The organism is Micrococcus sp. TCR-5, from assembly GCF_052220525.1.
In the GTDB taxonomy this organism is placed as follows: domain Bacteria; phylum Actinomycetota; class Actinomycetes; order Actinomycetales; family Micrococcaceae; genus Micrococcus; species Micrococcus luteus.
This window is the reverse complement of the sequence record NZ_JBQPDO010000014.1, coordinates 1-20,275: the sequence shown is the minus strand read 5'-3', so window position 1 is coordinate 20,275 and position 20,275 is coordinate 1. Positions and strand designations below refer to the sequence as shown.

Genomic DNA, 20,275 nt, shown 5'->3' with positions numbered 1-20,275 from the left:
GTGCTCAGAGCCGGGGGTCCTCCGCACCGGGGCCCGTCTGCGGTCGGGGCCACGGGTGGCCCCGGCGCTCCTCCGCCCCCTCGTTGAAACGCCGCAGGAGCCTGCTGAACTCGACGACGTCCTCGGCGGGCCAGGAGGAGACGATCTGCGCCACGTTGTCCGCGCGGGAGCTCAGCTCCGCGGCGAGGCGGGCGCGTCCCTCCTCCGTGGGACGGTGCAGCCGGGCGGAGCCGCCGTCGGGGTCCGCCACCCGCTCGACGAGGCCGGCCTTCATGGCGGCGGCCACCTGCCGGTGGACGGTGGAGACGTCGAGGTCGAAGGCCTCGGCCAGCTCGGCGATGCTCATGGCCCCGCCCGCCTCCAGGCGGGCGAGCAGCACGGTGGCGCTGCGCTCCAGCGCGCTCGACCGGCCGTAGGGGGCCACCCCCTGCGTGGCCACCCGCAGCAGGAGCATGTGCTCGTACATGATCCCTTCGACCGGGTCGACCCACGCCCCCTCAGATGATTGCATCATGCAAACGATGCTACCTTTTGCATCATGCAAATCGCCGAGCAGGAACGCATCGCCTCCCCCACCTTCGTCCTCGCCTGGGTGGTCTCCTTCCTCCAGTTCCTCGCGTTCTACGCCCTCGTCACCACCATGGCCGTGTACGCGGTCCGGCAGTTCGCCGCCTCGGACGCCGGGGCGGGGCTGGCCTCGAGCGCCTTCGTCATCGGCGCCACCGTCAGCCGCGTGGTCACCGGCCACGTGGTGGACCGCTTCGGCAAGCGCCGCGTCCTGGTGGTGGCCCTGGTCGCCGTCGCGCTGTCCTGCACGCTCTACCTCGTCGCCTCCTCACTGCCGGCCCTGGTGGCGGTGCGCATGCTCCACGGCGCCAGCTACGCCTTCGCCAGCACCGCCGTCATGGCCCTGGCCCAGGCGGCCATCCCCGACGGGCGACGCGCGGAGGCCACCGGCCACCTCGCGCTGGGCACCACCCTGGCCACCGCGATCGGCCCCGCCCTGGGGCTCTTCCTCGCCGGCTCCATCGGCTACGTGTGGCTGTTCCGGGCGACTCTGGGGATCACGGTGGTCAGCCTCGTGCTGGGCCTGCTGGTGCGCGAGGCGCCCGCCGCGGCGGGCGTCGACGGCGAGCGCGCCGCCGGCGAGTTCCCCCTGGAGCACCCCGCCCCCGCGGTGGGCTTCCGCCTGCGCTCCGTGCTGCACCCGGCGGTGCTGCCGATCAGTGGCTTCATGCTGCTGGTGGGCCTGAGCTACGCCGGGATCCTCACCTACCTGAACGCCTACTCGGTGGAGCGCGGGCTCACAGCCGGCGCCGGCCTCTTCTTCCTGGCCTACGCCGCGGCGATGCTCGTCATGCGCCTCACCCTGGGCACCCTGCAGGACCGCCGGGGGGACGACGCCGTCGTCTACCCCGCACTCCTCTGCTTCACGGCCGCGCTCCTGGTGCTGGCCTTCGCCACGCGCGACTGGCAGGTGGTGCTGGCCGGGGCGCTGAGCGGCCTCGGCTACGGCACGCTCATGCCCGCGGCTCAGGCGATCGCCGTGAACGCGGTGCCCTCCCACCAGCTCGGCGCCGGCATCTCCACCCTCATGCTGTTCGCGGACGTGGGGCTGGGCCTGGGTCCTGTGCTCCTCGGCGGGCTTGTGGCCTCGGCCGGCTACGGCGCCATGTACGCGGCCCTGGCGGGCGTGCTGGTGGTCGCCGCCGGGTACTACTTCGTGATGCACGGACGCCGGCACGGGCGGCGGGAGACCGTGGCCCGCGCCTGAGTCCCGCGCGGTGACGGCGGCCTGCCGCCGCGGGCGGCGCTACCGGCGCCGCGCCGGCCAGGACGCGAGCGTGACGGCGGCGAGGGCGCCCAGGGTGCCCAGCACCGTCGTCGTGGTGACCGTGGATCCGTCGGTGGGGGCCACCAGGTCCACCACGAGGGAGCCCAGGAGGTTGCCCGAGACCAGACCGAGGGTGGCGGCGAAGACGCCCAGGCGCGGGACGACCATGGCGCCCACCCCGATGAACACGCACCCCAGCGGGCCGCCGAGGTAGAGCCGCCAGTCATGCGGCAGCGCGGGCAGGCCGTGGCCGGAGGCCAGGGCGATCCCGCCCCACACGATCCCGAGGAAGAGGACGCCGGCGGTGAAGTTGACCAGGGTCGCCGGGATGGCGGTGCCGTAGGCCGTGGTCTGACGGGCGTTGAACACCTGCTGTCCGGCGGTGGCCAGACCGGCCAGCAGGGGCAGCAGGGCCAGCAGCGCCCAGCCGGGCCCGCCGCCGGCCTCGCCGAGCGAGGGCCACACCACGAGGGCGACCGCGGCCAGGGCGAGCGCCGCCCCCGTGAGGCGCCGCGGCGTCAGGCGCTGCACCCCGGCGGGGCTGAGCCCGAACCGGTCCACGACCATCCCGCCGACCACCTGCCCGGTGACCACGGCGACCGTGAACACAGCCACGCCGAGGGGACCGATCGTCGCGGACTGGGTGAGCACCAGGAGCCCGCCGATCACGCCCGCCACCGCGTACCACGGGCGCACGGACCCCGCGGCCAGGGCCGGGCGGATGCGGGCCAGGCCCCGGCGGCCCCGCGGCGTCAGCACGCTCACGAGCACCATGACGACCAGGCCCGCCGCGAAGGAGCACAGCGCGGCGAGGACGGGGTCGCCCGTCAGGTGGGCGAGGCGGGAGTTGATGCGGCCCTGCAGCGGCATCACGGAGCCGGCGGCCACCGCGAGCGCGAACAGCAGGGCGGTCGCCCGCGGGGAAGGGGCGTCCGGGCGGGCGGCGACGTCGGCCGGGCGGGGGCGGGCGGGTCCGCGCTCGGCCGACGGGGCAGAGGATGCGGGTGGCATCCCCCCGTTGTACACCCCTAGGCGGCCAGGCGCGCGTCGAGCCCAGCGCGCACCGCGGGCCACTCCTCGCGCACCACGCTGAAGTAGTCGACGTCGGCGATCGTGCCGTCCGCCGCCGGGCGGAAGCGGCGCAGAGTGCCCTCGAACGTCGCCCCCAGGCGGGCGATGGCGGCGTGTGAACGGGCGTTGCGGTGGTCGCAGCGCAGCGCCACCCGCTCCAGCGCCCATTCCTCGAACGCGTGCCCGAACAGCAGCAGCTTGCAGCCGGGGTTCACGGAGGTGCCCCACACCCGACGGACGTAGACCGTGTGCCCCACCTCCACCCGCAGCCCCGGCACCAGGTCGTAGAGGCTCGTGCGCCCCACCAGCTCCCCGCCCTGCTCGACGGCGAAAGCGAAGGTGCCCTCCCGCTCGATCAGCTCGGCGAGGTGCGCGGACATGGCCGCGCCGTCCACCGGCAGGGGCGTGCTGTTCCCCGCCCACATGGCCTCGTCGACGAGCTCGCGCAGGGCGGGGCCGTCGTCGGGGGCGAGGGGGCGCAGGGTGAGGTCCCCGCGGGTGAGGACGATCTCGTGCTTCATGCACCCATCCTGTCAGCGGGCTCGGGGTGATCTCCCGGCACGACGAGACCGAGCGCCACGGCCGGGGCGTCGCCCGGGCGGGGAGGCGACCGGCCGGCTCAGAGCGTGGCGGACCGGCGGGCGGAGGCCCTCATGGCCGCGACCCGCTGCGTCACGGGGGCCTCCAGGGCGCCCGGCTGCAGGGCCGGGGCGAGGTCGGCGGCCACCTCGCGGGCAACCCCCTCGAGGGCGGAGGCGTCCTGGGCGACCCAGGCGCGCAGCGTCAGGTGCTCCCGCATCCACGCCGTGAGCGTCTCCTCGGACTCCGGGGTGAGGGCGAAGCCCGCCCCCGCCGCACCCGGGCTGGTGCGCTCCACGTCCAGGCCGAGCTCGCCCGCCAGCAGGGCGGCGAACGCCTGGCGCAGCGGTGAGACGCCGGTACGACCGGACTGGAAGGCGGCGCGCACCTCGCGGCACTGCAGGCTCTCGTCGGCCGCGTCGACGGCGAGGACGTCGCCGGCGGCGGGGGTGAGGCCCAGGGCGGCACGGGCTGACTCCTCGGCCACCACGGCCACGATGCCGGGCACTGCGGGGGCGGCGATGAGGAACTCGGCGTACCGCATGCCCGGGGTGGCGGCGAGCACAGCGGCGGCCTCGGCGGTCAGGGACGGGGTGTCGACGGCGGTGACGGTCATGGATCCAGGGTGAATCGTGATTCACTGAGACCGGGAGAGTCGTCCATATTTTGAGATTTACAGCCACATGGTGAGACCCGCGCCTGCTCCGACGTGCAGTACGCTGGCCCCATGCAGATGCGCGCGCAGCAGTGGTGGACCGCCTGAGGGCGGCCCCGGTCATGCGCATCTGACACGACGAGCCGCTCGCCTGCCGGGCGACTCGGTCATGAGCGGCTCCGGCGCGCCCCATCCCAGGAGGACCCCCGATGACCCACCGCAACCCCGAGGACAACGCCCTGAGAGGCGCCGCCGAGCCCCGCACCCTCGCCGAGGCCTGCGACCTCGTCACCACCCCGGACCTGGACGTCTCCGCGGACGGCATGTTCGGCCAGTACGGCGGCGCCCACCTGCCCCCGCAGCTGGCCGGCCCCATGGCCGAGGTTGCCCGCGCGTACGCCGAGGCGCGCACCGACCCCGAGTTCTACGCTGAATACCGACGCCTGCTGCGCGACGCCGTCGGGCGTCCCTCCCCCCTGACCCCGCTGGACCGCCTCTCCGACGAGCTCGGCGGCGCACGGATCGTGCTCAAGCGCGAGGACCTGAACCACACCGGCGCCCACAAGATCAACCACACGATCGGCGAGGCGCTGCTCGCCAAGCGCATGGGCAAGCGCAGCCTGATCGCGGAGACCGGCGCCGGCCAGCACGGCGTGGCCCTGGCGACGGCGGCCGCGATGGTCGGCCTCGACTGCGAGATCCACATGGGCGCGATCGACGTGGCCAAGCAGCACCCCAACGTGGTGCGCATGCGCCTGCTCGGCACGAAGGTCGTCTCGGTGGAGCGCGAGGGCCGCTCCCTGAAGGAGGCCGTGGACTCGGCGTTCGAGGTGTACGCGGCGGACCCGGAGAAGTACCTCTTCGCGATCGGCTCCGTGGTGGGACCGCACCCGTTCCCCACGATGATCCGCGACTTCCAGTCCGTGGTCGGCCGCGAGGCCCGCGCCCAATTCCAGGAGCGGTTCGGGGCGCTGCCGAGCGCCGTCGTCGCCGCGGTGGGCGGCGGCTCCAACGCGATGGGCGCGTTCACCGCGTTCCTCGACGACGCCGACGTCGCGCTCGTGGGCGTCGAGCCCGGCGGCCGCTCCGCGACCAAGGGCGAGCACGCGATGACCATGACCCAGGGCCGCGACGGCGTCCTCCACGGCATGGCCACCCTCGTCCTCGCCGACGACGACGGCACCCCGGACCCCGTGCACTCGATCGCCTCGGGCCTGGACTACCCGGGCGTCGGCCCGCAGCACGCCCATTTCGCGCGCGTCGGCCGCGTCCAGTACGTGGCCGAGGACGACGCGGCCGTGCTCGACGCGTTCCAGCGGCTCACGAGGCTCGAGGGCGTCATCCCCGCGCTCGAGTCCGCGCACGCCGTGGCGCACGCGATCCGCCTCGCCCCGCAGATGGGACGGGACGAGCGGATCCTCGTCAACCTCTCCGGCCGCGGGGACAAGGACGTGGACTACGTGGCCGAGAAGCTCGGTCTCACGGGCGAGGCGGACGAGGTCGTGCGGTGAGCTGAGGCAGCGGCCCGGTGGCGGCACCGGTCAGCGCGTAGCCTGGCACGCGTGATGACCCTGATGTGGGGCGCCGTCGCCGCGTCCTCCCTGCTCGTGGGCGCCGTCCTGGCGACCCTGCGCCGCTGGCACATGGGCACGATCGGACTCGTGCTCGCCTTCGGCGCCGGCGCCCTGATCGCGTCCGTGTCCTTCGAGCTCGCGGAGGCGGGCGTGCAGGCGGCCGGACCTGCCGCCGTCGGCATCGGGCTGACGCTCGGCGCGGCCGCCTACTTCCTCGGCGACCGTGCGGTGGAGCGCTCCGCCGCGAGGTCCGGGGGCTCGTCCTCGGGTGCGGTGCTGACCGTGGGCGCGCTGCTGGACGGCATCCCGGAACAGCTCGTGCTGGGCATCGGGCTGGCCGCGGGCGAGGGCGTGTCCCTCGCGCTGCTCGTGGCGATCTTCATGTCCAACCTGCCCGAGTCCATCGCCGCCACGGCCGACTCCCTCGACGGCGGCAAGACGCGCCGCCACCTGCTGATCCAGTGGTCGCTCGTGGCGGTGGTCTGCGCCCTGGCGACGTGGGGCGGCGGGCTGATCGCCGACGTCGCCTCCCCTGCCCTGACCGGCGGCATCCAGGGCTTCGCGGCCGGCGCCCTGCTGGTCATGCTGATCGACACGATGATCCCCGAGGCTCGCGAGAAGGGCGGGGAGAAGGCCGGGCTGCTCACCGTGGTCGGCTTCGCGCTCGGCGCGTTCCTGTCCCTGGTGGTGTGACCGCCCAGGGACAGGAACGCCCGGCTCCGGTCACGGGGTGGGCATGCCGCCGGTCACCGGGATGGTCGCGCCCACCACATAGGAGGACTCCGGCGAGGCCAGGAACACGTACGCCGGGGCGAGCTCGGTGGGCTGCCCGGCGCGGCCCAGCGGAGTGGACTGGCCGAACTCCGGCAGGGCCTCCGGCTTCTGGCCGCCGGAGGGCTGCAGCGGGGTCCAGATCGGACCGGGCGCCACGGCGTTCACGCGGATGCCCTTCGGGGCCAGCTGCTGGCCCAGGGCCTTCGTGAAGGTGTTGATGGCGGCCTTCGTGGCGGAGTAGTCCACCAGCTGCTCCGGGGCCATGTAGGCGACCACGGAGGTGGTGTTGATGATCGTGGAGCCCGGCTTCAGGTGCGGCAGGGCGGCCTTGACCAGGCGGAACTGGGCCAGGATGTTGACGTCGAAGGTGGCCTCGAGCTGCTCGTCGTCGATGTCCTCGATCGAGTCCTGCGCCACCTGCTTGCCGGCGTTGTTCACCAGCACGTCCAGCCCGCCGAGCTTCTCGACCGCCTGGGCCACGAGGTCGGCGCAGAACGTCTTGTCGCGGAGGTCGCCGGGGATCCCGGCGGCGGTGCGCCCCTCCGCCTGCAGGACCTCGAGGACGTGCTGGGCGTCCTTCTCCTCCTCGGGCAGGTAGGTGATCACGACGTCGGCGCCCTCGCGCGCGAACGCGATCGCGGTGGCCGCGCCGATCCCGGAGTCGCCGCCGGTGATGAGCGCCTTGCGGCCCTCGAGACGGCCGGTGCCGCGGTAGGACTTCTCACCCAGGTCGGCCTTCGGCGTCATCTCCGCGTCCAGGCCGGTGCCGGGCAACGACTGCTCCGGCGGGCTGATCACGGGGTAGCGCTTCGTGGGGTCCTGCAGGGTGAGCTGGTCGGTGGTGGTGGTGTTCGCGTCGTCGTGCGCCACGGGGTGCTCCTCATGGTCTCGGGGCGGCGCGCGGTCTGCGCGCCGTCCTCCGAGCGTAGGGAGCAGCCCCCCGGCAGAGCCACGGCTGACCGCCGGGCCACCGGACATGCCCCACCCGCTCCCCTGGACGACGAGCCCTGCGATTTGGCCCCTAACCGGCGGGTTTAGGGGCCAAATCGCAGGGCTCGTCGCGGGGTGCCGGGTGTCGCGGGGTGCCGGTGCCGGGGCCGGGCGTCACAGCCCGCCGTGCACGAACTCCCCGCCCACGGCGGTGGCGACGACGTCGATCGCCGCGATCTGATCGCTCGGCACCGCGCGCGGGTCCTCGCTGAGCACCGTGAAGTCCGCGAGCTGGCCCGCGACGAGCCGTCCCTTGCGGCCGCCCCAGCCGGTCGCCTCCGCGGAGCCGACCGTATAGGCGTGCAGGGCTTCGGCCACCGTGAGCCGCTCCGCGTCCGGGCCGTACTGCTCGCCGGTCTCGGTGCGGCGCAGCACGAAGTCCTGGATGACCTCCAGCGGGCGGCCGCCGGCCACGGGCCGGTCCGAGCTGCCGGGCAGCACCAGGCCCGCGCGCAGCAGCCGCCCGGCCGGGTACGAGAGCGCGGCTCGCTCCGGCCCGATCCGCTCCCGCACCGACCCGCCGAACGCGCTGATGAAGTTCGGCTGGGTGGCCATCACGACCTCCAGCTCGGCCATGCGGGCCACCTGATCGTCGCGGACCACCCCGCCGTGCTCCACGCGGTGCGGCATCACGGGCCGCCCGAACCGGCCCCGCGCCTCGGCGATCACGTCGAGCGCGAAGTCGAGGGCGGCGTCGCCGATCGCGTGCAGGGCCAGCGCCCAGCCGGCGGCCGCCGCACCGAGGCACGCTCGGCGCATCTCCCCCGCGTCCTGCTGTAGGTAGCCGCGGCCGTGGCCGTGGCCGCAGTAGTCCTCGGTCATCGCGGCGGTCTGTCCGAGCATCGACCCGTCCGTGAACACCTTCGCCGGCCCGATCTGCAGCCACTCGTCGCCCACGCCCGTGCGCACGCCGGCGTCGAGGGTGAGGTGCGTGCCGTCGTCGGGATGGCCGTCCACCGGGCGCAGCGCGTCCAGGGTGACCATCGTCTGGAAGCGGGTGCGCAGCAGCCCCGCGTCCCGGGCGCGCTGATACGCGCCGAACTCGAGCGGGCTGTGCCCGATCCACCCGCCGGCCACCCCCGCATCCGTCACCGAGGTGATGCCCTCGGCCGCGTACTCCTGCGAGGCCCGCGCCAGGCACGCGCCGATGTGCTCGTGGGACTCCGGCTGCAGCAGCCGGGTCACCAGGCTCATGGCGGTCTCCTCCAACAGACCGGTGGGCCGGCCGGCGGCATCCGTGAGGATCCGTCCGCCCTCGGGCTGCTGCAGCACCTGCTCCCCCACGCCGGCCAGGACCAGCACCGCCCCGGACACCGTGACGGCGTGGCCCGTGTTGTGGCGGATGAGCACGGGGCGCCCTGAGGCGGCGGCGTCGAGGCTGTCCCGGTCCGGCTGCGGGCCGGTGAGGTGGCCGGGGTCGAAGCCGGTGCACGTCACCCAGGCGCCGGGGCCGAGCTCGGCGGCGCGGGCGCGGACCCGGCGGTGGACCTCCTCCGCGGTGCGCGCACCCTCGAGGTCCACGTCCAGCCGGGACTGGCCGAACCAGACGCTGTGCGCGTGGGCGTCGTTGAACCCGGCGAGGACGGTGCGCCCCCGCGCGTCGAGGCGTTCGCGCGCCGTCAAGCCGTCCAGCTCCTCGTCCACCCCGACGACGACGCCCCGCCACACCCCCAGCCGCGAGGCCGACGGGCGGGCGGGGTCGCCGGTGATGAGGCGGGCGTTCTCCACGATCAGGTCGAGCTGCATGGGGCGGGTCTCCTGGGGCGGGGCGGCGGGGACTGATTCGCGAGCGTAGCCGGGCCGGGCTCAGGCGGGCCCGGCCGCCGCGTCCAGCGCCCGGGCCAGGTCGGCGAGCAGCTCCGCCGTCGGCTCGACGCCCACGGACAGACGCACGAAACCGTCCGGGACGTCGTCGCCCCAGCGGGCGCGGCGCTCGGCCGCCGTGTGCGTGCCGCCGAAGCTGGTCTGCGGCACCACGTACTGCGCCGCGGCGATGAACCGCTCGGCCGCCGCCGCGTCCGCGAACCGCAGCCCGACGAGGCCGCCCGCCGCCGTCATCTGACGCGCCACGACCTCCGCGTCCGGGTGGTCCGCCAGCCCCGGGTAGACCACGGCGCGCACCGCCGGGTGGCCCGCGGCCAGCTCCGCGACCGCCTGCGCCGAGGCGCACATCCGGGCGAAGCGGACCTCGAGGGTCTCGAGACCGCGGTGGATGAGCCAGGCCTCGTGGGTGCCCAGGATCCCGCCGGCCAGGGTCCGCCAGCCGCGCACCCGCGCCATCACCTGCGGGTCCCGGCTGGCCACGTGCCCGCCGAGGGCGTCCGTGTGCCCGTTGACGGCCTTCGTGTCCGAGGCCACGACCACGTCCGCCCCCAGCTCCAGCGGGCGCTGCCCCAGGGGGGTCAGCAGCGTGTTGTCCACCACCACGAGGGCCCCCGCGCCGTCCCGGCGGCCGTTCGCGTGGGCGCGGGCGGCGACGTCCGCCAGGTCCGCCACGCGCAGCCCCGGGTTGGAGGGGGTCTCCACGAGCACCAGGTCGTAGCCGCTCAGGTCCGCATGGGCGAGCCCCTGGGTGGCGACCAGGTCCACGTGCACGCCTCGGGGCGTGAGGTGCTCGGCGGCGAGGGCGCGGGTGGGCCCGTAGCCGTCCGCGGGCAGGAGGGCGCGGTCCCCCGGGTGCAGCAGGGGCAGCAGGACGGCGGCGATCGCGGCCATGCCGGAGGGGACCACGGCGACGTCGGCGTCCTCCAGCGCGCCCAGGGCGGCCTCGAGCGCGGACCAGGTGGGCGTGGCCCAGCGCGCGTACTGGAAAGGCACGTCCGCGCCGGGGGCGGTGGGGGCGCCGTCCGGGTCCGCGCCGGGCAGGTGGAACGCGCTCGCGTGGACCAGCGGCGGGGAGATGGACTCCCCCGGGGCCATCCCGTGGGCGCGGTGGTGCAGGACGGTGCCGAAGGCGGGCGGCGGCGGGGCGGCGGACATGGCCCCGAGCGTAGTCCCGACCCCGGACGCGGCAGCGCGCCCCCTCCCTAGACTGGCGGACATGACCTCCGGCCCTCCCTCCCCCGCCCTGCCCGCCGGGCCCGCCGCCCACCTGCGCGGCGAGCACCTGACCGTCTCGCTCGGCGGGCACCGCGTGCTCACGGACGCCACGGTGCGGATCAACGCCGGCTCGCGGCTCGGGATCGTGGGTGAGAACGGGCGCGGCAAGACCACGCTGCTCCACGTGCTCACGGGCCGGATCACGCCCGACGTCGGCCGCGTGACGCGGGCGGGCACGCTCGCGTTCGTCCCGCAGGCGCTGCGGGCGCGGGCCGACGGGCGCTCCCGCACGGTGGGCGACCTGGTCCGCGACGCCCTCACGGGCCCGCACGCCGCACTCGAGGCCCTGGACGCCGCCGCGGCCGCCCTGGCCGAGGCCCCCGACGACGCCGGCGCCGGACACCGGTACTCCACCGCGCTGGAGCGGGCCCACCTCTACGACGCCTGGGACGCCGGCCGGCGCGTGGACATGGACCTCGAGGGGCTGCACGCGTGCACGGACCGCGAGCGCCCCCTCACATCGCTCTCGGTCGGCCAGCGCCACCGGGTGCGCCTGGCCGTCACCCTCGGCTCCCGGCCGGACCTGCTGCTGCTGGACGAGCCGACCAACCACCTGGACGACGTCGCCCTGGACTTCCTCACCCGCCGGCTGGTGGAGCACCCGGGCGGGGTCGCCGTCGTCAGCCACGACCGCGCCCTGCTGCGCGCCGTGTGCACCGACATCGTGGACCTGGATCCCAGCCAGGACGGGCGGCCGCGGCGGTACTCCGGCGGGTACGCCGGCTGGGCGAAGGGGCGCCGCCGCGCCCGGGCCGCCTGGGAGCAGGAGTACGCCGAGCAGAACGCCGAGCGCGAGCGGCTGGAGCTGGCCGTGGAGGACGCGCGGGAGCAGATGCAGGGCTCGTGGCGGCCCCCGAAGGGCACCGGCAAGCACCAGCGCTCGAGCCGGTCGGCGGGGATCGTGCAGATGTTCAACCGGCGCTTCGACGAGCTGGAGGCGCACCGGATCACCGTGCCCGAGCCGCCCCTGCGCCTGGACTGGCCGTTCGCGGACATGCCCGACGGCGACCCGCGGGACGGCGCGGACGCGGCGGCGGGCACGGCGGGCGGGCCGGGCACGGCGGGCGACGACGTCCTGCTCACCGCGGACGCCGTGCGCGTGGCCGGGCGGCTCGAGCAGCCGATGGGCGCGGCCCTCGTGCCGGGCGGCCGCGTGCTGGTGACGGGCCCGAACGGGGCCGGGAAGTCCACGCTGCTGCGCGTGCTCGCCGGGGACCTGGAGCCCACGAGCGGCTTGGTGACCGTGGGCGCCGACGTGCGCGTGCGCCTCGTGGCGCAGGAGACCCCCGCGTGGGACGAGGAGCGCACCGCCGCCGCCGTGTTCGAGGAGCACGTGCGCCGCGTCGGCGCGGACGAGGCCGGCGTCGACGACCTGGGCCGTCCCCTGCCGGCCCCCACGCTGCCCTCGCTCGGGCTGCTCACCGCCGAGGCCGCGGACACCCCGGTCGGACGCCTGTCCCAGGGGCAGCAGGCCCGTCTGCACCTGGCGATGGTGCTCATCGAGCGCCCCCACGTGCTGCTGCTGGACGAGCCGACGAACCACCTCTCCCCCGCGCTCGTGGACGAGATGACCGAGGCCCTGCAGGTCACGGAGCAGGCCGTCGTCGTGGTGACCCACGACCGGCAGATGCTCGCCGACCTCGCCGACTGGCCGCGCGTCGAGCTGCGGACCGACGCCGCGGCGGTGTGAGGCGGGCGGGGCCCCTGGCCACAGGCCCGGCCCGGCGGTCCGCCCTCAGAGGTGCGCCCGGCACAGCCGCCGCAGCGCCACGCGGGCCGGCAGTCGGTAGGCCAGGGCGACGACGGCGGGCCCGTGGACCGTCAGCCCCGCCCGGGTGCCGCGGGGGGTGGCGGTGAGGTCGTGCGTCATGGAGACCGCCGTCCCGGCCACCCGCACCGTCCACCGCCAGGTGCGGGCGTCGTCGTCGACCTCCTCGACCACGAACGGGACGCGCAGCCCCAGGGGCGCGTGGACCACGCCGCGAAGCCCGGCCCGCAGCCGGCGCCGTGGCGCCTCCACGGCGCGGATCTGCGGAGCCCACCGCGGCCACAGGCGCAGGTCGGCGTAGCGGGCCCAGGCCACGTCCACGGCGGCGGGCCCGGTCGTCGTCACGCGGCGGAACTGTCGGGGGCGGCGCGCGCGCCTCGCGCCGGCGGGGGTGCGGGTCCAGGGGGTCCGGATCATGGTGCCGAGCGTAGGGTCCGGACCGCCGGCCGGGACACGCCCGCCGGCCCGAGCGGCTCGGCCAGTGCACCGGGGGCGGCGTCGCGCTCCGGCAGGATGGGCGCATGACCCTCCCCACCCCCTCCGGCCGCTGGACGACGACGGCGCGGCCTGCCTTCGCCGTCGCCGCGGCCCTGTCCCTGGGCGGCAACCTGCTCTCACTGTGGATCGGCTCGTGGAAGTCCTCGGACCTGCCGGCCGACGCGGGCTACGCGGGCGTGCTCGAGGGCGGCTGGGAGCACATGCTCAACCAGCCCACGTACTTCACGTTCCTCTCGAACTTCCTGGTGGGGCTGACGTCCCTGCTGCTGGCGCTGCGCCTGCACCGGCCGGGCACGCTGTTCCGGGTGCTGCGGGTGACGGGGGTGGTGTGCATCGTGATCACGGGCGTGGTGTTCAACGTGCTGCTGCGGGACGCCGACCCGATGACCGCCGTCGAGCGGTTCAACGACACCCTGCAGCACATCGTCACGCCGATCCTCACCCCGGTGCTGTGGGCGGTCTTCGGGCCGCGGCGGCAGATCACGTGGCGGGTGGTGTGGTTGTCCACGCTCATCCCGCTCGCCTGGCTGGCGTTCACGCTGCTGCGCGGGCCGTGGCTGGACTGGTACCCGTACACGATCCTGGACGTCCCGCGGCTGGGCTACGACGGCGTCGCCGTCTACGTGGTGGCGATCCTCGTGTTCTTCGTGGCGGTCGCCGCCCTGCTGCGGGTGGCCGACGGCCTGCTGGCGCGGGCCGGCGTCGGGGTGGGGGCGGGCGCCGAGGCGGAGGCCCGGGTGGAGGCCCGTCCCTCCCCCTGACCCCGCCTCAGTCCGACGCTGCGCGGCCCACCTGCACCGCCCACGCGCGGACGAGCGCCTCGGCGACCTCCGGCTGGTCCAGGTGCACGTTGTGGCCGGCGGCGTCGAGCGCCGCGTAGGTGGCGCGCGGGTAATGCTCCAGGAGCGCGGCCTGGTCCCGGTAGCCGACGAGGTGGTCCTCCCGGCCGGTGAGGATCAGGGCGGGCCCCTCGAACGGCGGCGCGGCCTCCTCCGGCACGGCGTCCAGGACGTAGCGCGCGGACAGGCGCTTCAGCGCCTCCTCGTCCACGGCGCGGACGCCCGGCAGCGCGTGCTCGCGGAACCGCTCCCACGTGTCCCGCGTCAGCCGCGGGGACATCTCGAGGAACGGGGCGGCGTCGTCGGGGTCGAGGGTAGACATGAAGGCGTCGTCGCGCTCGCGCACCACCAGGTCGGTGCGGGTGCGCCGGTCCTCGTCCGGGTCGACGACGGGCGCGAGCAGCCCCAGCCCCAACACCTGCGCGCCGAACTCGGCCGCCACGTGCCGGGCGAGCAGGCCGCCGAGGGAGTTGCCGAGCACCGCGAACGGCCGCTCGCCGACCTCCGCGCGGATCCAGTCCACGAGCCAGGCGGCGAGCTCGGGGAGGCCGCCGTCGTCCTGGAGGGCCGAGGTCCGGCCGAAGCCCGGCAGGTCCACGTAGATCCGCTCGACCTCCCCGGCCTCGGCGAGGGCGTCGTCGAGCGGCAGCAGCAGCCGGTGGTCCACGCTGTTGCCGTGCACCGCGATCAGCGGGACGCCGGAGCCGCGGCGGACGACGTGGGGGTTCTCGGGGGTGTGCTCGGATGTGTGCTCGGTCATGGGTCCGAGCGTAGGGCTGAGCGCGCGGTGCCGCCCTCTCCCCGCCGCCCTCTCCTCGCCGCCCTCTCCCCGCTGCCCCCTCCCCACCGCTTTGCGGGCCGAATGCGACGCTCCCGTGCCCGATTCAGGGGCTCATCCGTCGGATTCGGCCCACAAAGTGCTCGGCCGGGCCGCCCGGTGCCGGCCGGTCACCAGAGCAGCTGGTCCCCGCGGATCTGCGTCTGGAGTCCGTCGATGCGCCCGAGCACGGAGACCTGCAGCAGGGCCGGCCAGGCGTGCACCACGAGCCCCAGGGCCACCGCGACCACGCCCCAGACCGGATGCCCGACGGCCGCCAGCGCCACGCCCGCCACCGCGTGCAGACCCGCGGAGGCGGCGTGGCTGACGAGGGAGCCCACGGCGGCGGTGCGGATGCGCCGCAGGTCGGCCCGGCCGGTGATGCGGCGGCTGATGGCCGCGTTCCAGCCGACGGCGCCCAGCTGCCGGGAGAGCCAGTCGGTGCGGACCCGGCGGGCGAGATCGCGCCAGCGCGTGTCCCGCCTCCACGGCCGGTCCACGAGCTGCCGCGAGGGCTCCCCGTAGAACGGGCCGAACCCGAAGGTCCCCACCGTGAGCACGCCGACGAACAGCCCCGGCGCCGTCGGCGCCATCAGCACGAAGGCGGACATCAGGGCGGCGACGGTGAGGGCCAGACCGGCGAGCGAGCGGGGAGTCATCACCGCGGACGCTAGCGCACCGGGCCCGCACCCCGGGCGATCCCCTCGAGCCGCCGCACGTGCGCGGCCCACCGCTCGGCGTCCCAGCCGGGCAGGTTGTCCCCGGGGCCGCGCAGGCCGGCCTGCCCGTCGATCCCCTCGCGCAGGATGTCGGCGTGGCCGGCATGGCGGGCCGCGTCGAGGGCCACGTGGGAGAGGATCTGCGCCAGAGTCACCTCGGCCAGGTGCGCGGGCCACCAGGGGACCCGCCCCCGCGCGTCGAGGACGAGGGCCTCGATGGTCGCGTCCGCGTGCGCGAAGCATCGCCGCGCGTAGTCGAGGACGTCCTCGAGGGTCTCGTCCTCGGCGGCGAACAGGTCCGCGCCGTCCTCCTCGCCCACCCCCGGCGCGTCCCAGGGCAGGGGGATGCCGGCGGGGCGGCCGAAGACCTCGCCGAAGTACTCGAGCTCGCACGTGGCCGCGTGCTTGAGCAGGCCCAGCAGGTTGGTGCCGGTGGGGGTGCGGGGCAGGCGGACCTCCCGCTCGGGCAGGCCGTCCAGCTTCGCGAAGAGGGCGTCGCGCTGCCGGCGCAGCCCCTGATGGAGGATCTCCTTGTGGTCCATGGGGTGAGCCTGCCGGGATTCAGGCCGCGCGGACGGCCCTGGCCCGTGGCCCGACGTCGTCGCGGACGTCCGGCGCCCCGGGCCGCCGTCGTCGGTCCTCAGCCCTCCCGGCGCGGGACCACGGTGATGGCCCGGGTGTCCGGGGCGGTGTCCGCGACGTGCTCCATGGCGCGGTCGAGGTCGCCGGTCTGCTGGTACGCCGCGTGGATCTGTTCCCACAGGCGGGCGTTGCGGACGCCGATCGCGTGCGGATCCAGCACGGGTTCCTGGCCGGCTCGGCGCTGACGGTCGTAGTCCTTGAGCAGCCGGATGGCCACGGGGCTCAGCAGGATGAGCGCCACGATGTTCACCCACGTGTAGAGGCCGACGCCGAAGTCCGCGAGGGACCACACGAACGCGGAGGTCTGCACGGACCCGAACACCATGGAGCCGGCCAGCAGCAGCCGGGCGATCGCGATGACCGCGCGCTGCGCCGTCTTGTTGGGGATGAGGTAGGCGACGTTCGTCTCCGCGTAGAACGCGAAGGAGAGCAGGGTGGTGAAGGAGAACAGGAAGACGGCGATCGCCACGAAGGACGGGCCGAAGGCGGGCAGTGCCTCGTCGATGGCGATCTGGACCCATGCCGGGCCCTCCTCGACGCCGGGCACGTGCTCCGCGAGGAGGCTCTCCTCGTCCGGGCCCAGCACGTTGAAGCTGTTCGTGGCGAGGATCATCAGGCCGGTCATGGTGCAGACGAACAGGGTGTCCACGTAGGCGGAGAACGCCTGGGCCAAGCCCTGCTTCACGGGGTGGGAGACGTGGGCGGCCGCCGAGGCCTGGGCGCCCGAACCGGTGCCGATCTCGGTGGAGTACACGGCACGGCGCACGCCCCACGCGACGGCGGCGCCGAGGATGCCGCCGTAGACCGAGTCCAGGCCCAGCGCGCTGGAGAAGATCAGCCCGAACATCGCGGGGACCTGCTGCCACATGAGTCCGACGACGAGCAGCCCCACCAGGATGTACGCGCCGGCCATGAACGGGACCACGAGGCCCACCGTGCGGCCCAGGCGGTGCATGCCGCCGAACACGATCACGCAGAACAGCACGGCCATCCCGAGACCCACCCACAGCGGATCCCAGCCCCACGCCTCGGTCGTGGCGGCGGTGACGGCGTTGGCCTGGATCTGCGGGCCGGTGAAGACCGTGGCGAACACGGTGGCCGCGGCGTAGGCGACCGCCAGCCACCGCCAGTTCCGGCCGAGCCCCTCAAGGATGTAGTACGCGGGCCCGCCGCGGTACTCGCCGCGGACCTTGTGCTTGTAGAGCTGCGCCAGCGAGCTCTCCACGAGCGCCACGGGGGCGCCGAGGATCGCCGTCACCCACATCCAGAACAGCGCGCCCGGGCCGCCCAGGTAGATCGCGGCCGCGACGCCCGCGATGTTGCCGACGCCGATGCGTCCGCCCAGGGCCATGGCGAACGACTGGAACGAGCTGATCCCCGCCGACGACGATCCTCCCCTGACCAGCTGGCCCACCATGTCCCTGAGCAGCCGCACCTGGGGAGCCGCCATGCGGATCGTGAAGTACAGGCCCAGGGCGAGGAGCCCGACGACCATGGGCAGGCTCCACATGATCGAGTTGGCGGCGGTGACGAACTGCTCCATGGTCACTTCCCAGGTCGTGGACAGGATCCGTGCACTCCATCACATTCGGGCCACCTCGGGCACCCCTGAGCCCCCGGGGGGTCTGTGTGAGACCGGCAGGGTCGGCCGGCCAGACACGCCGTGCCGCCCCCGCACCCCCGCCTCCCTCGAACCAGGAGAAAGTGGTCGCCTCACGAGGCGTGAGGCGACCACTTCCTCTGATTCGGCGTCGAGGGCAGCCCTCAGACGAGGCCCTTCTCCTTCAGCCACTCCCCCGCGACCTCTCGCGGCTGCTTCTTCTGCTCGCCCGAGTTCTCGGCGTTCATGGCCATGAGGTCCTCGGTGGTGAGGACCTTCTGCACGGACTCCACGGCCTCGCGGATCTGGTCCGTGACCCTGTCCTTGGCCATGAGCGGGACGATGTTCTGCGGGGTCACCATGCCCTCGGGGTCCTCGAGCATCACGAAGCCGTTCTCCTCGATGGCCGGGGTGGTGGAGAAGATGTTCGCCAGGTCCACGTCCCCGTCCTTGAGGGCCTTGACGGTCAGCGGGCCGCCGCCGTCGCTGATGGGGGTGAACTCCATCCTGTCCGCGGGCACGCCATAGACGGACTCCACGCGGGCGAGGCCGGCGCCGTAGTCGCGCTGGCTCATCTCCGGCGGGCCGCCCACGCGGAGGGTGCCGTCGTAGTCCTTCAGGTCCGCGTAGGAGGAGATGCCGTGCTGCTTGGCCCAGTCGCCGGCCGCGCACCAGGCGTCCTTGTTCTCCGCCTTCGCCTCGGCCAGGACCTCGAGGTCGTCCGGGAGGGCCTTCTGCAGGGCGGCGAACACCTCTTCGGACGTCTTCGCCTTCGCCTGCTTGTCATAGAAGGCCAGGAGGTTGCCGGTGTACTCGCCGATCAGGTCGATGGACCCGTCCTTGAGGGCACCGAGGTAGACCTCACGGGAGCCGATCTGCATCTTCCGCTCCACGGTGAGGCCCTTGGCCTCGAGGACCTGGGCGTAGAGCTCGCCGATGATCTCGGACTCCGGGAAGTTCGCCGAGCCCACGCGGACGGTCCCGCCGCCGCCCCCGCCGGAGCCGGAGCCTCCCGAGCCCTGCCCGCCGCCGTCGGAGGAGAGCGGGTCCCCGCCGCAGGCGGCCAGCAGGGGCGCGCCGGCGAGCAGGCCGATCACGGCGCGGCGCCGCACCAGCCGGTTCGGGGCGGCGGACGGGTTCGCTCCCGCCCGGGGATTCAGGGTGTGGTCGGTGGCAGCCATGGCAGCCGTCCTTTCGTGGGTCAGCCGCGGGCCCTCAGCCCAGCGGGGGTCAGGATGCGCTGCACCAGCAGCAGGAGGCCGTCGCACAGCAGGGCGAGCACGGCGATCAGCACGGCGCCGGCGAGCATGGTCACGTAGTCCTGCACGGCGAGCGCGTCGAAGAGGTAGCGGCCGAGCCCGCCGAGGCCGAGGTAGGAGGCCACGGAGGTCGTGGCGATCACCTGCAGGGTGGCGGACCGCAGTCCGCCGACGGCCATGGGCAGGGCGATCGGCAGCTCCACCTGGCCGATGAGCTGGCCGGTGGAGTGGCCGTTGGCGCGGGCAGCGTGGACCACCTCGCGGGGCACGGCCTGCAGTCCGGCGTAGGTGCCGGCCAGCAGGGGCGGGATCGCGAGGATCACCAGCACCATCACGGTGGGGATCAGCGCCTCCCGCAGCCTGATGTCCAGGACGATCGCGAGGAAGGTCAGCAGGCCGAGGGTCGGCAGGGCGCGCAGGGCGGAGGACAGCGCCACCACCACGCGCCGGCCCCGTCCGGTGTGGCCGATCCACACGCCCACCGGGAACGCGATGGCCGCGGCGATCGCCAGGGCGAGCACCGAGTAGCCGAGATGCTCGAGCACGCGGGCGGGCACGCCGTTCGGGCCCGCCCAGTGGGCGGGGTCGGCGAACCAGGAGAAGAGGGAGCTGATCATCGGCGACCCTCCTGCACCGCGAGGTCGGGCACGGTGGCGAGTGCCGTCGTCGTGGTGTCCTGTGAGGAACGACGACGGCCGCTCGCCTTCCGGACCTTCGCGCGCCTCGTCCACGGCATGAGGAGAGCGGCGAGGGCTACCAGGACGAGGTCGAAGACGACGGCGAGGATCACCGTGCCGACGATGCCGACGACGATCTCGGTGACGAAGCTGCGGGCGTACCCCTCGGTGAAGAGGGTGCCGAGGGACTGCACGCCGATCAGCGCACCGACAGAGACGAGGGACAGGGTGGAGGCGCTGACCACGCGGGTGCCGGCCAGGAGGGACTCGCCGGCCAGCGGCAGCTCCACCCGCCAGAACCGCTGCCAGGCGCTGTGGCCCTGGGCGGTGGCGGCGGTGAGGAGTTCGTCGTCCACGGCGTCGAAGGCCTCGGAGGCGCTTCGGGTCAGCAGGGCCACCCCGTAGAGGGTGAGGGCGATGACCACGTTGAGCGGGTCTAGGTGTTGTGGGTCATGAGGTTCTTGCCACGGGGTACGGGCTGAGATGAGACGAGTGGGCCTCTCCCGCAGGATGGAAGTTCCTCAACAACCCACCTGCCAGAAGAGACCCGCTCATGACTCACGCTAACGCACCCCTGACCCCGACCGGCCGTCTCAGGATGGTCCACCGCCACCTGCACGACGGGATCCCGCAGGCATACGTGGCCGCCGAGTTCCGGGTGAGCCGGCCCACGGTGGCCACCTGGGTGGCCCGCTACCGCGCCCAGGGAGAAGCCGGCCTTCAGGACCTGCCCAGCCGGCCGCACCGTTCACCTGCCCAGCTCGATCCGGTCTTGGTCGCCCAGATCCACGCCCTGCGGCGGGAGCGCAAGTGGTCCGCACGGCGCATCCATCACCACCTCGTCTCCGAGGGCCACCGGGTGTGTCTTCGTACCGTGGGG

Annotated in this window: 21 protein-coding genes; 6 read left to right on the top strand and 15 right to left on the bottom strand. The window is 74.4% G+C overall.

From position 1 onward, the window contains the following. Positions 1 to 4 precede the first annotated feature (4 nt). The gene (locus ACTSKS_RS08765; protein WP_063189379.1) at positions 5 to 514 is read right to left on the bottom strand and encodes a MarR family winged helix-turn-helix transcriptional regulator; all 510 of its coding nucleotides are present in this window, start codon (positions 512 to 514) and stop codon (positions 5 to 7) included. A gap of 24 nt (positions 515 to 538) precedes the next feature. On the opposite strand from ACTSKS_RS08765, the gene ACTSKS_RS08760 reads away from it, so the two are divergent. Next, positions 539 to 1,774: an MFS transporter gene (locus ACTSKS_RS08760; protein WP_439883887.1), complete on the top strand. Its 1,236-nt coding sequence runs from the start codon at positions 539 to 541 to the stop codon at positions 1,772 to 1,774. A gap of 39 nt (positions 1,775 to 1,813) precedes the next feature. Here ACTSKS_RS08760 and ACTSKS_RS08755 read toward each other — a convergent pair whose 3' ends face one another. The 3 genes from ACTSKS_RS08755 to ACTSKS_RS08745 form a co-directional block, all read right to left on the bottom strand. Beyond that, on the bottom strand, positions 1,814 to 2,845 hold the full coding sequence (locus ACTSKS_RS08755) for a DMT family transporter (RefSeq protein WP_439883886.1): 1,032 nt from the start codon (positions 2,843 to 2,845) through the stop codon (positions 1,814 to 1,816). A 17-nt stretch (positions 2,846 to 2,862) separates the two neighbouring features. Then, positions 2,863 to 3,426, bottom strand: coding sequence for a GNAT family N-acetyltransferase (locus ACTSKS_RS08750; RefSeq protein WP_439883885.1), 564 nt, complete (start codon positions 3,424 to 3,426; stop codon positions 2,863 to 2,865). 98 nt (positions 3,427 to 3,524) lie between these two features. Then, positions 3,525 to 4,100, bottom strand: a complete 576-nt coding sequence (locus tag ACTSKS_RS08745; protein ID WP_439883884.1) for a hypothetical protein — start codon at positions 4,098 to 4,100, stop codon at positions 3,525 to 3,527. 248 nt (positions 4,101 to 4,348) lie between these two features. Between ACTSKS_RS08745 and trpB the strand changes: the two genes are divergently transcribed. Together trpB and ACTSKS_RS08735 are read left to right on the top strand one after the other, a co-directional pair. Then, on the top strand, positions 4,349 to 5,650 hold the full coding sequence (gene trpB / locus ACTSKS_RS08740; RefSeq protein ID WP_208857711.1) for a tryptophan synthase subunit beta: 1,302 nt from the start codon (positions 4,349 to 4,351) through the stop codon (positions 5,648 to 5,650). Positions 5,651 to 5,704: 54 nt separating this feature from the next. Then, positions 5,705 to 6,406, top strand: a complete 702-nt coding sequence (locus tag ACTSKS_RS08735; RefSeq protein WP_166795249.1) for a ZIP family metal transporter — start codon at positions 5,705 to 5,707, stop codon at positions 6,404 to 6,406. Positions 6,407 to 6,436: 30 nt separating this feature from the next. Here ACTSKS_RS08735 and ACTSKS_RS08730 read toward each other — a convergent pair whose 3' ends face one another. The 3 genes from ACTSKS_RS08730 to ACTSKS_RS08720 all read right to left on the bottom strand — a co-directional run bounded on the left by ACTSKS_RS08730 (position 6,437) and on the right by ACTSKS_RS08720 (position 10,456). Then, positions 6,437 to 7,357: a glucose 1-dehydrogenase gene (locus ACTSKS_RS08730; RefSeq protein ID WP_095695114.1), complete on the bottom strand. Its 921-nt coding sequence runs from the start codon at positions 7,355 to 7,357 to the stop codon at positions 6,437 to 6,439. A 234-nt stretch (positions 7,358 to 7,591) separates the two neighbouring features. Continuing rightward, positions 7,592 to 9,223, bottom strand: coding sequence for an amidohydrolase (locus ACTSKS_RS08725; protein WP_122054757.1), 1,632 nt, complete (start codon positions 9,221 to 9,223; stop codon positions 7,592 to 7,594). Between the two features lie 60 nt (positions 9,224 to 9,283). Further along, positions 9,284 to 10,456, bottom strand: a complete 1,173-nt coding sequence (locus ACTSKS_RS08720) for a cystathionine gamma-lyase (protein WP_210079098.1) — start codon at positions 10,454 to 10,456, stop codon at positions 9,284 to 9,286. A gap of 61 nt (positions 10,457 to 10,517) precedes the next feature. On the opposite strand from ACTSKS_RS08720, the gene ACTSKS_RS08715 reads away from it, so the two are divergent. After that, positions 10,518 to 12,266, top strand: a complete 1,749-nt coding sequence (locus ACTSKS_RS08715; RefSeq protein WP_036315586.1) for an ABC-F family ATP-binding cassette domain-containing protein — start codon at positions 10,518 to 10,520, stop codon at positions 12,264 to 12,266. A gap of 45 nt (positions 12,267 to 12,311) precedes the next feature. Here ACTSKS_RS08715 and ACTSKS_RS08710 read toward each other — a convergent pair whose 3' ends face one another. Next, on the bottom strand, positions 12,312 to 12,761 hold the full coding sequence (locus ACTSKS_RS08710; protein ID WP_020627043.1) for an SRPBCC family protein: 450 nt from the start codon (positions 12,759 to 12,761) through the stop codon (positions 12,312 to 12,314). Positions 12,762 to 12,865: 104 nt separating this feature from the next. Here ACTSKS_RS08710 and ACTSKS_RS08705 point away from each other — a divergent pair, with 104 nt between their 5' ends. Then, the gene (locus tag ACTSKS_RS08705; RefSeq protein ID WP_020627044.1) at positions 12,866 to 13,603 is read left to right on the top strand and encodes a Pr6Pr family membrane protein; all 738 of its coding nucleotides are present in this window, start codon (positions 12,866 to 12,868) and stop codon (positions 13,601 to 13,603) included. A 7-nt stretch (positions 13,604 to 13,610) separates the two neighbouring features. On the opposite strand, the gene ACTSKS_RS08700 is transcribed toward ACTSKS_RS08705, so the two are convergent. From ACTSKS_RS08700 to ACTSKS_RS08670, 7 genes are all read right to left on the bottom strand, one after another. Further along, on the bottom strand, positions 13,611 to 14,441 hold the full coding sequence (locus tag ACTSKS_RS08700) for an alpha/beta fold hydrolase (RefSeq protein WP_020627045.1): 831 nt from the start codon (positions 14,439 to 14,441) through the stop codon (positions 13,611 to 13,613). Positions 14,442 to 14,629: 188 nt separating this feature from the next. Next, complete coding sequence (locus ACTSKS_RS08695; protein ID WP_036315583.1) at positions 14,630 to 15,157, bottom strand: hypothetical protein; 528 nt, start codon at positions 15,155 to 15,157, stop codon at positions 14,630 to 14,632. A gap of 11 nt (positions 15,158 to 15,168) precedes the next feature. Next, positions 15,169 to 15,759, bottom strand: a complete 591-nt coding sequence (locus ACTSKS_RS08690) for a DinB family protein (RefSeq protein WP_010079843.1) — start codon at positions 15,757 to 15,759, stop codon at positions 15,169 to 15,171. Positions 15,760 to 15,857: 98 nt separating this feature from the next. Beyond that, on the bottom strand, positions 15,858 to 17,402 hold the full coding sequence (locus ACTSKS_RS08685; protein WP_049145504.1) for an alanine/glycine:cation symporter family protein: 1,545 nt from the start codon (positions 17,400 to 17,402) through the stop codon (positions 15,858 to 15,860). A gap of 221 nt (positions 17,403 to 17,623) precedes the next feature. Next, complete coding sequence (locus tag ACTSKS_RS08680) at positions 17,624 to 18,640, bottom strand: ABC transporter substrate-binding protein (protein ID WP_049159728.1); 1,017 nt, start codon at positions 18,638 to 18,640, stop codon at positions 17,624 to 17,626. Between the two features lie 20 nt (positions 18,641 to 18,660). Beyond that, the gene (locus ACTSKS_RS08675; RefSeq protein ID WP_049159725.1) at positions 18,661 to 19,335 is read right to left on the bottom strand and encodes an ABC transporter permease; all 675 of its coding nucleotides are present in this window, start codon (positions 19,333 to 19,335) and stop codon (positions 18,661 to 18,663) included. After that, entirely contained in the window at positions 19,332 to 19,820 is a 489-nt protein-coding gene (locus tag ACTSKS_RS08670) for an ABC transporter permease (RefSeq protein ID WP_442927465.1), read from the bottom strand. Before ACTSKS_RS08670 ends, ACTSKS_RS08675 begins: the two co-directional genes overlap by 4 nt. A gap of 128 nt (positions 19,821 to 19,948) precedes the next feature. Between ACTSKS_RS08670 and ACTSKS_RS08665 the strand changes: the two genes are divergently transcribed. Beyond that, positions 19,949 to 20,275 (top strand): helix-turn-helix domain-containing protein (locus ACTSKS_RS08665; protein WP_442927464.1); only part of this gene is annotated, 327 nt, incomplete at its 3' end.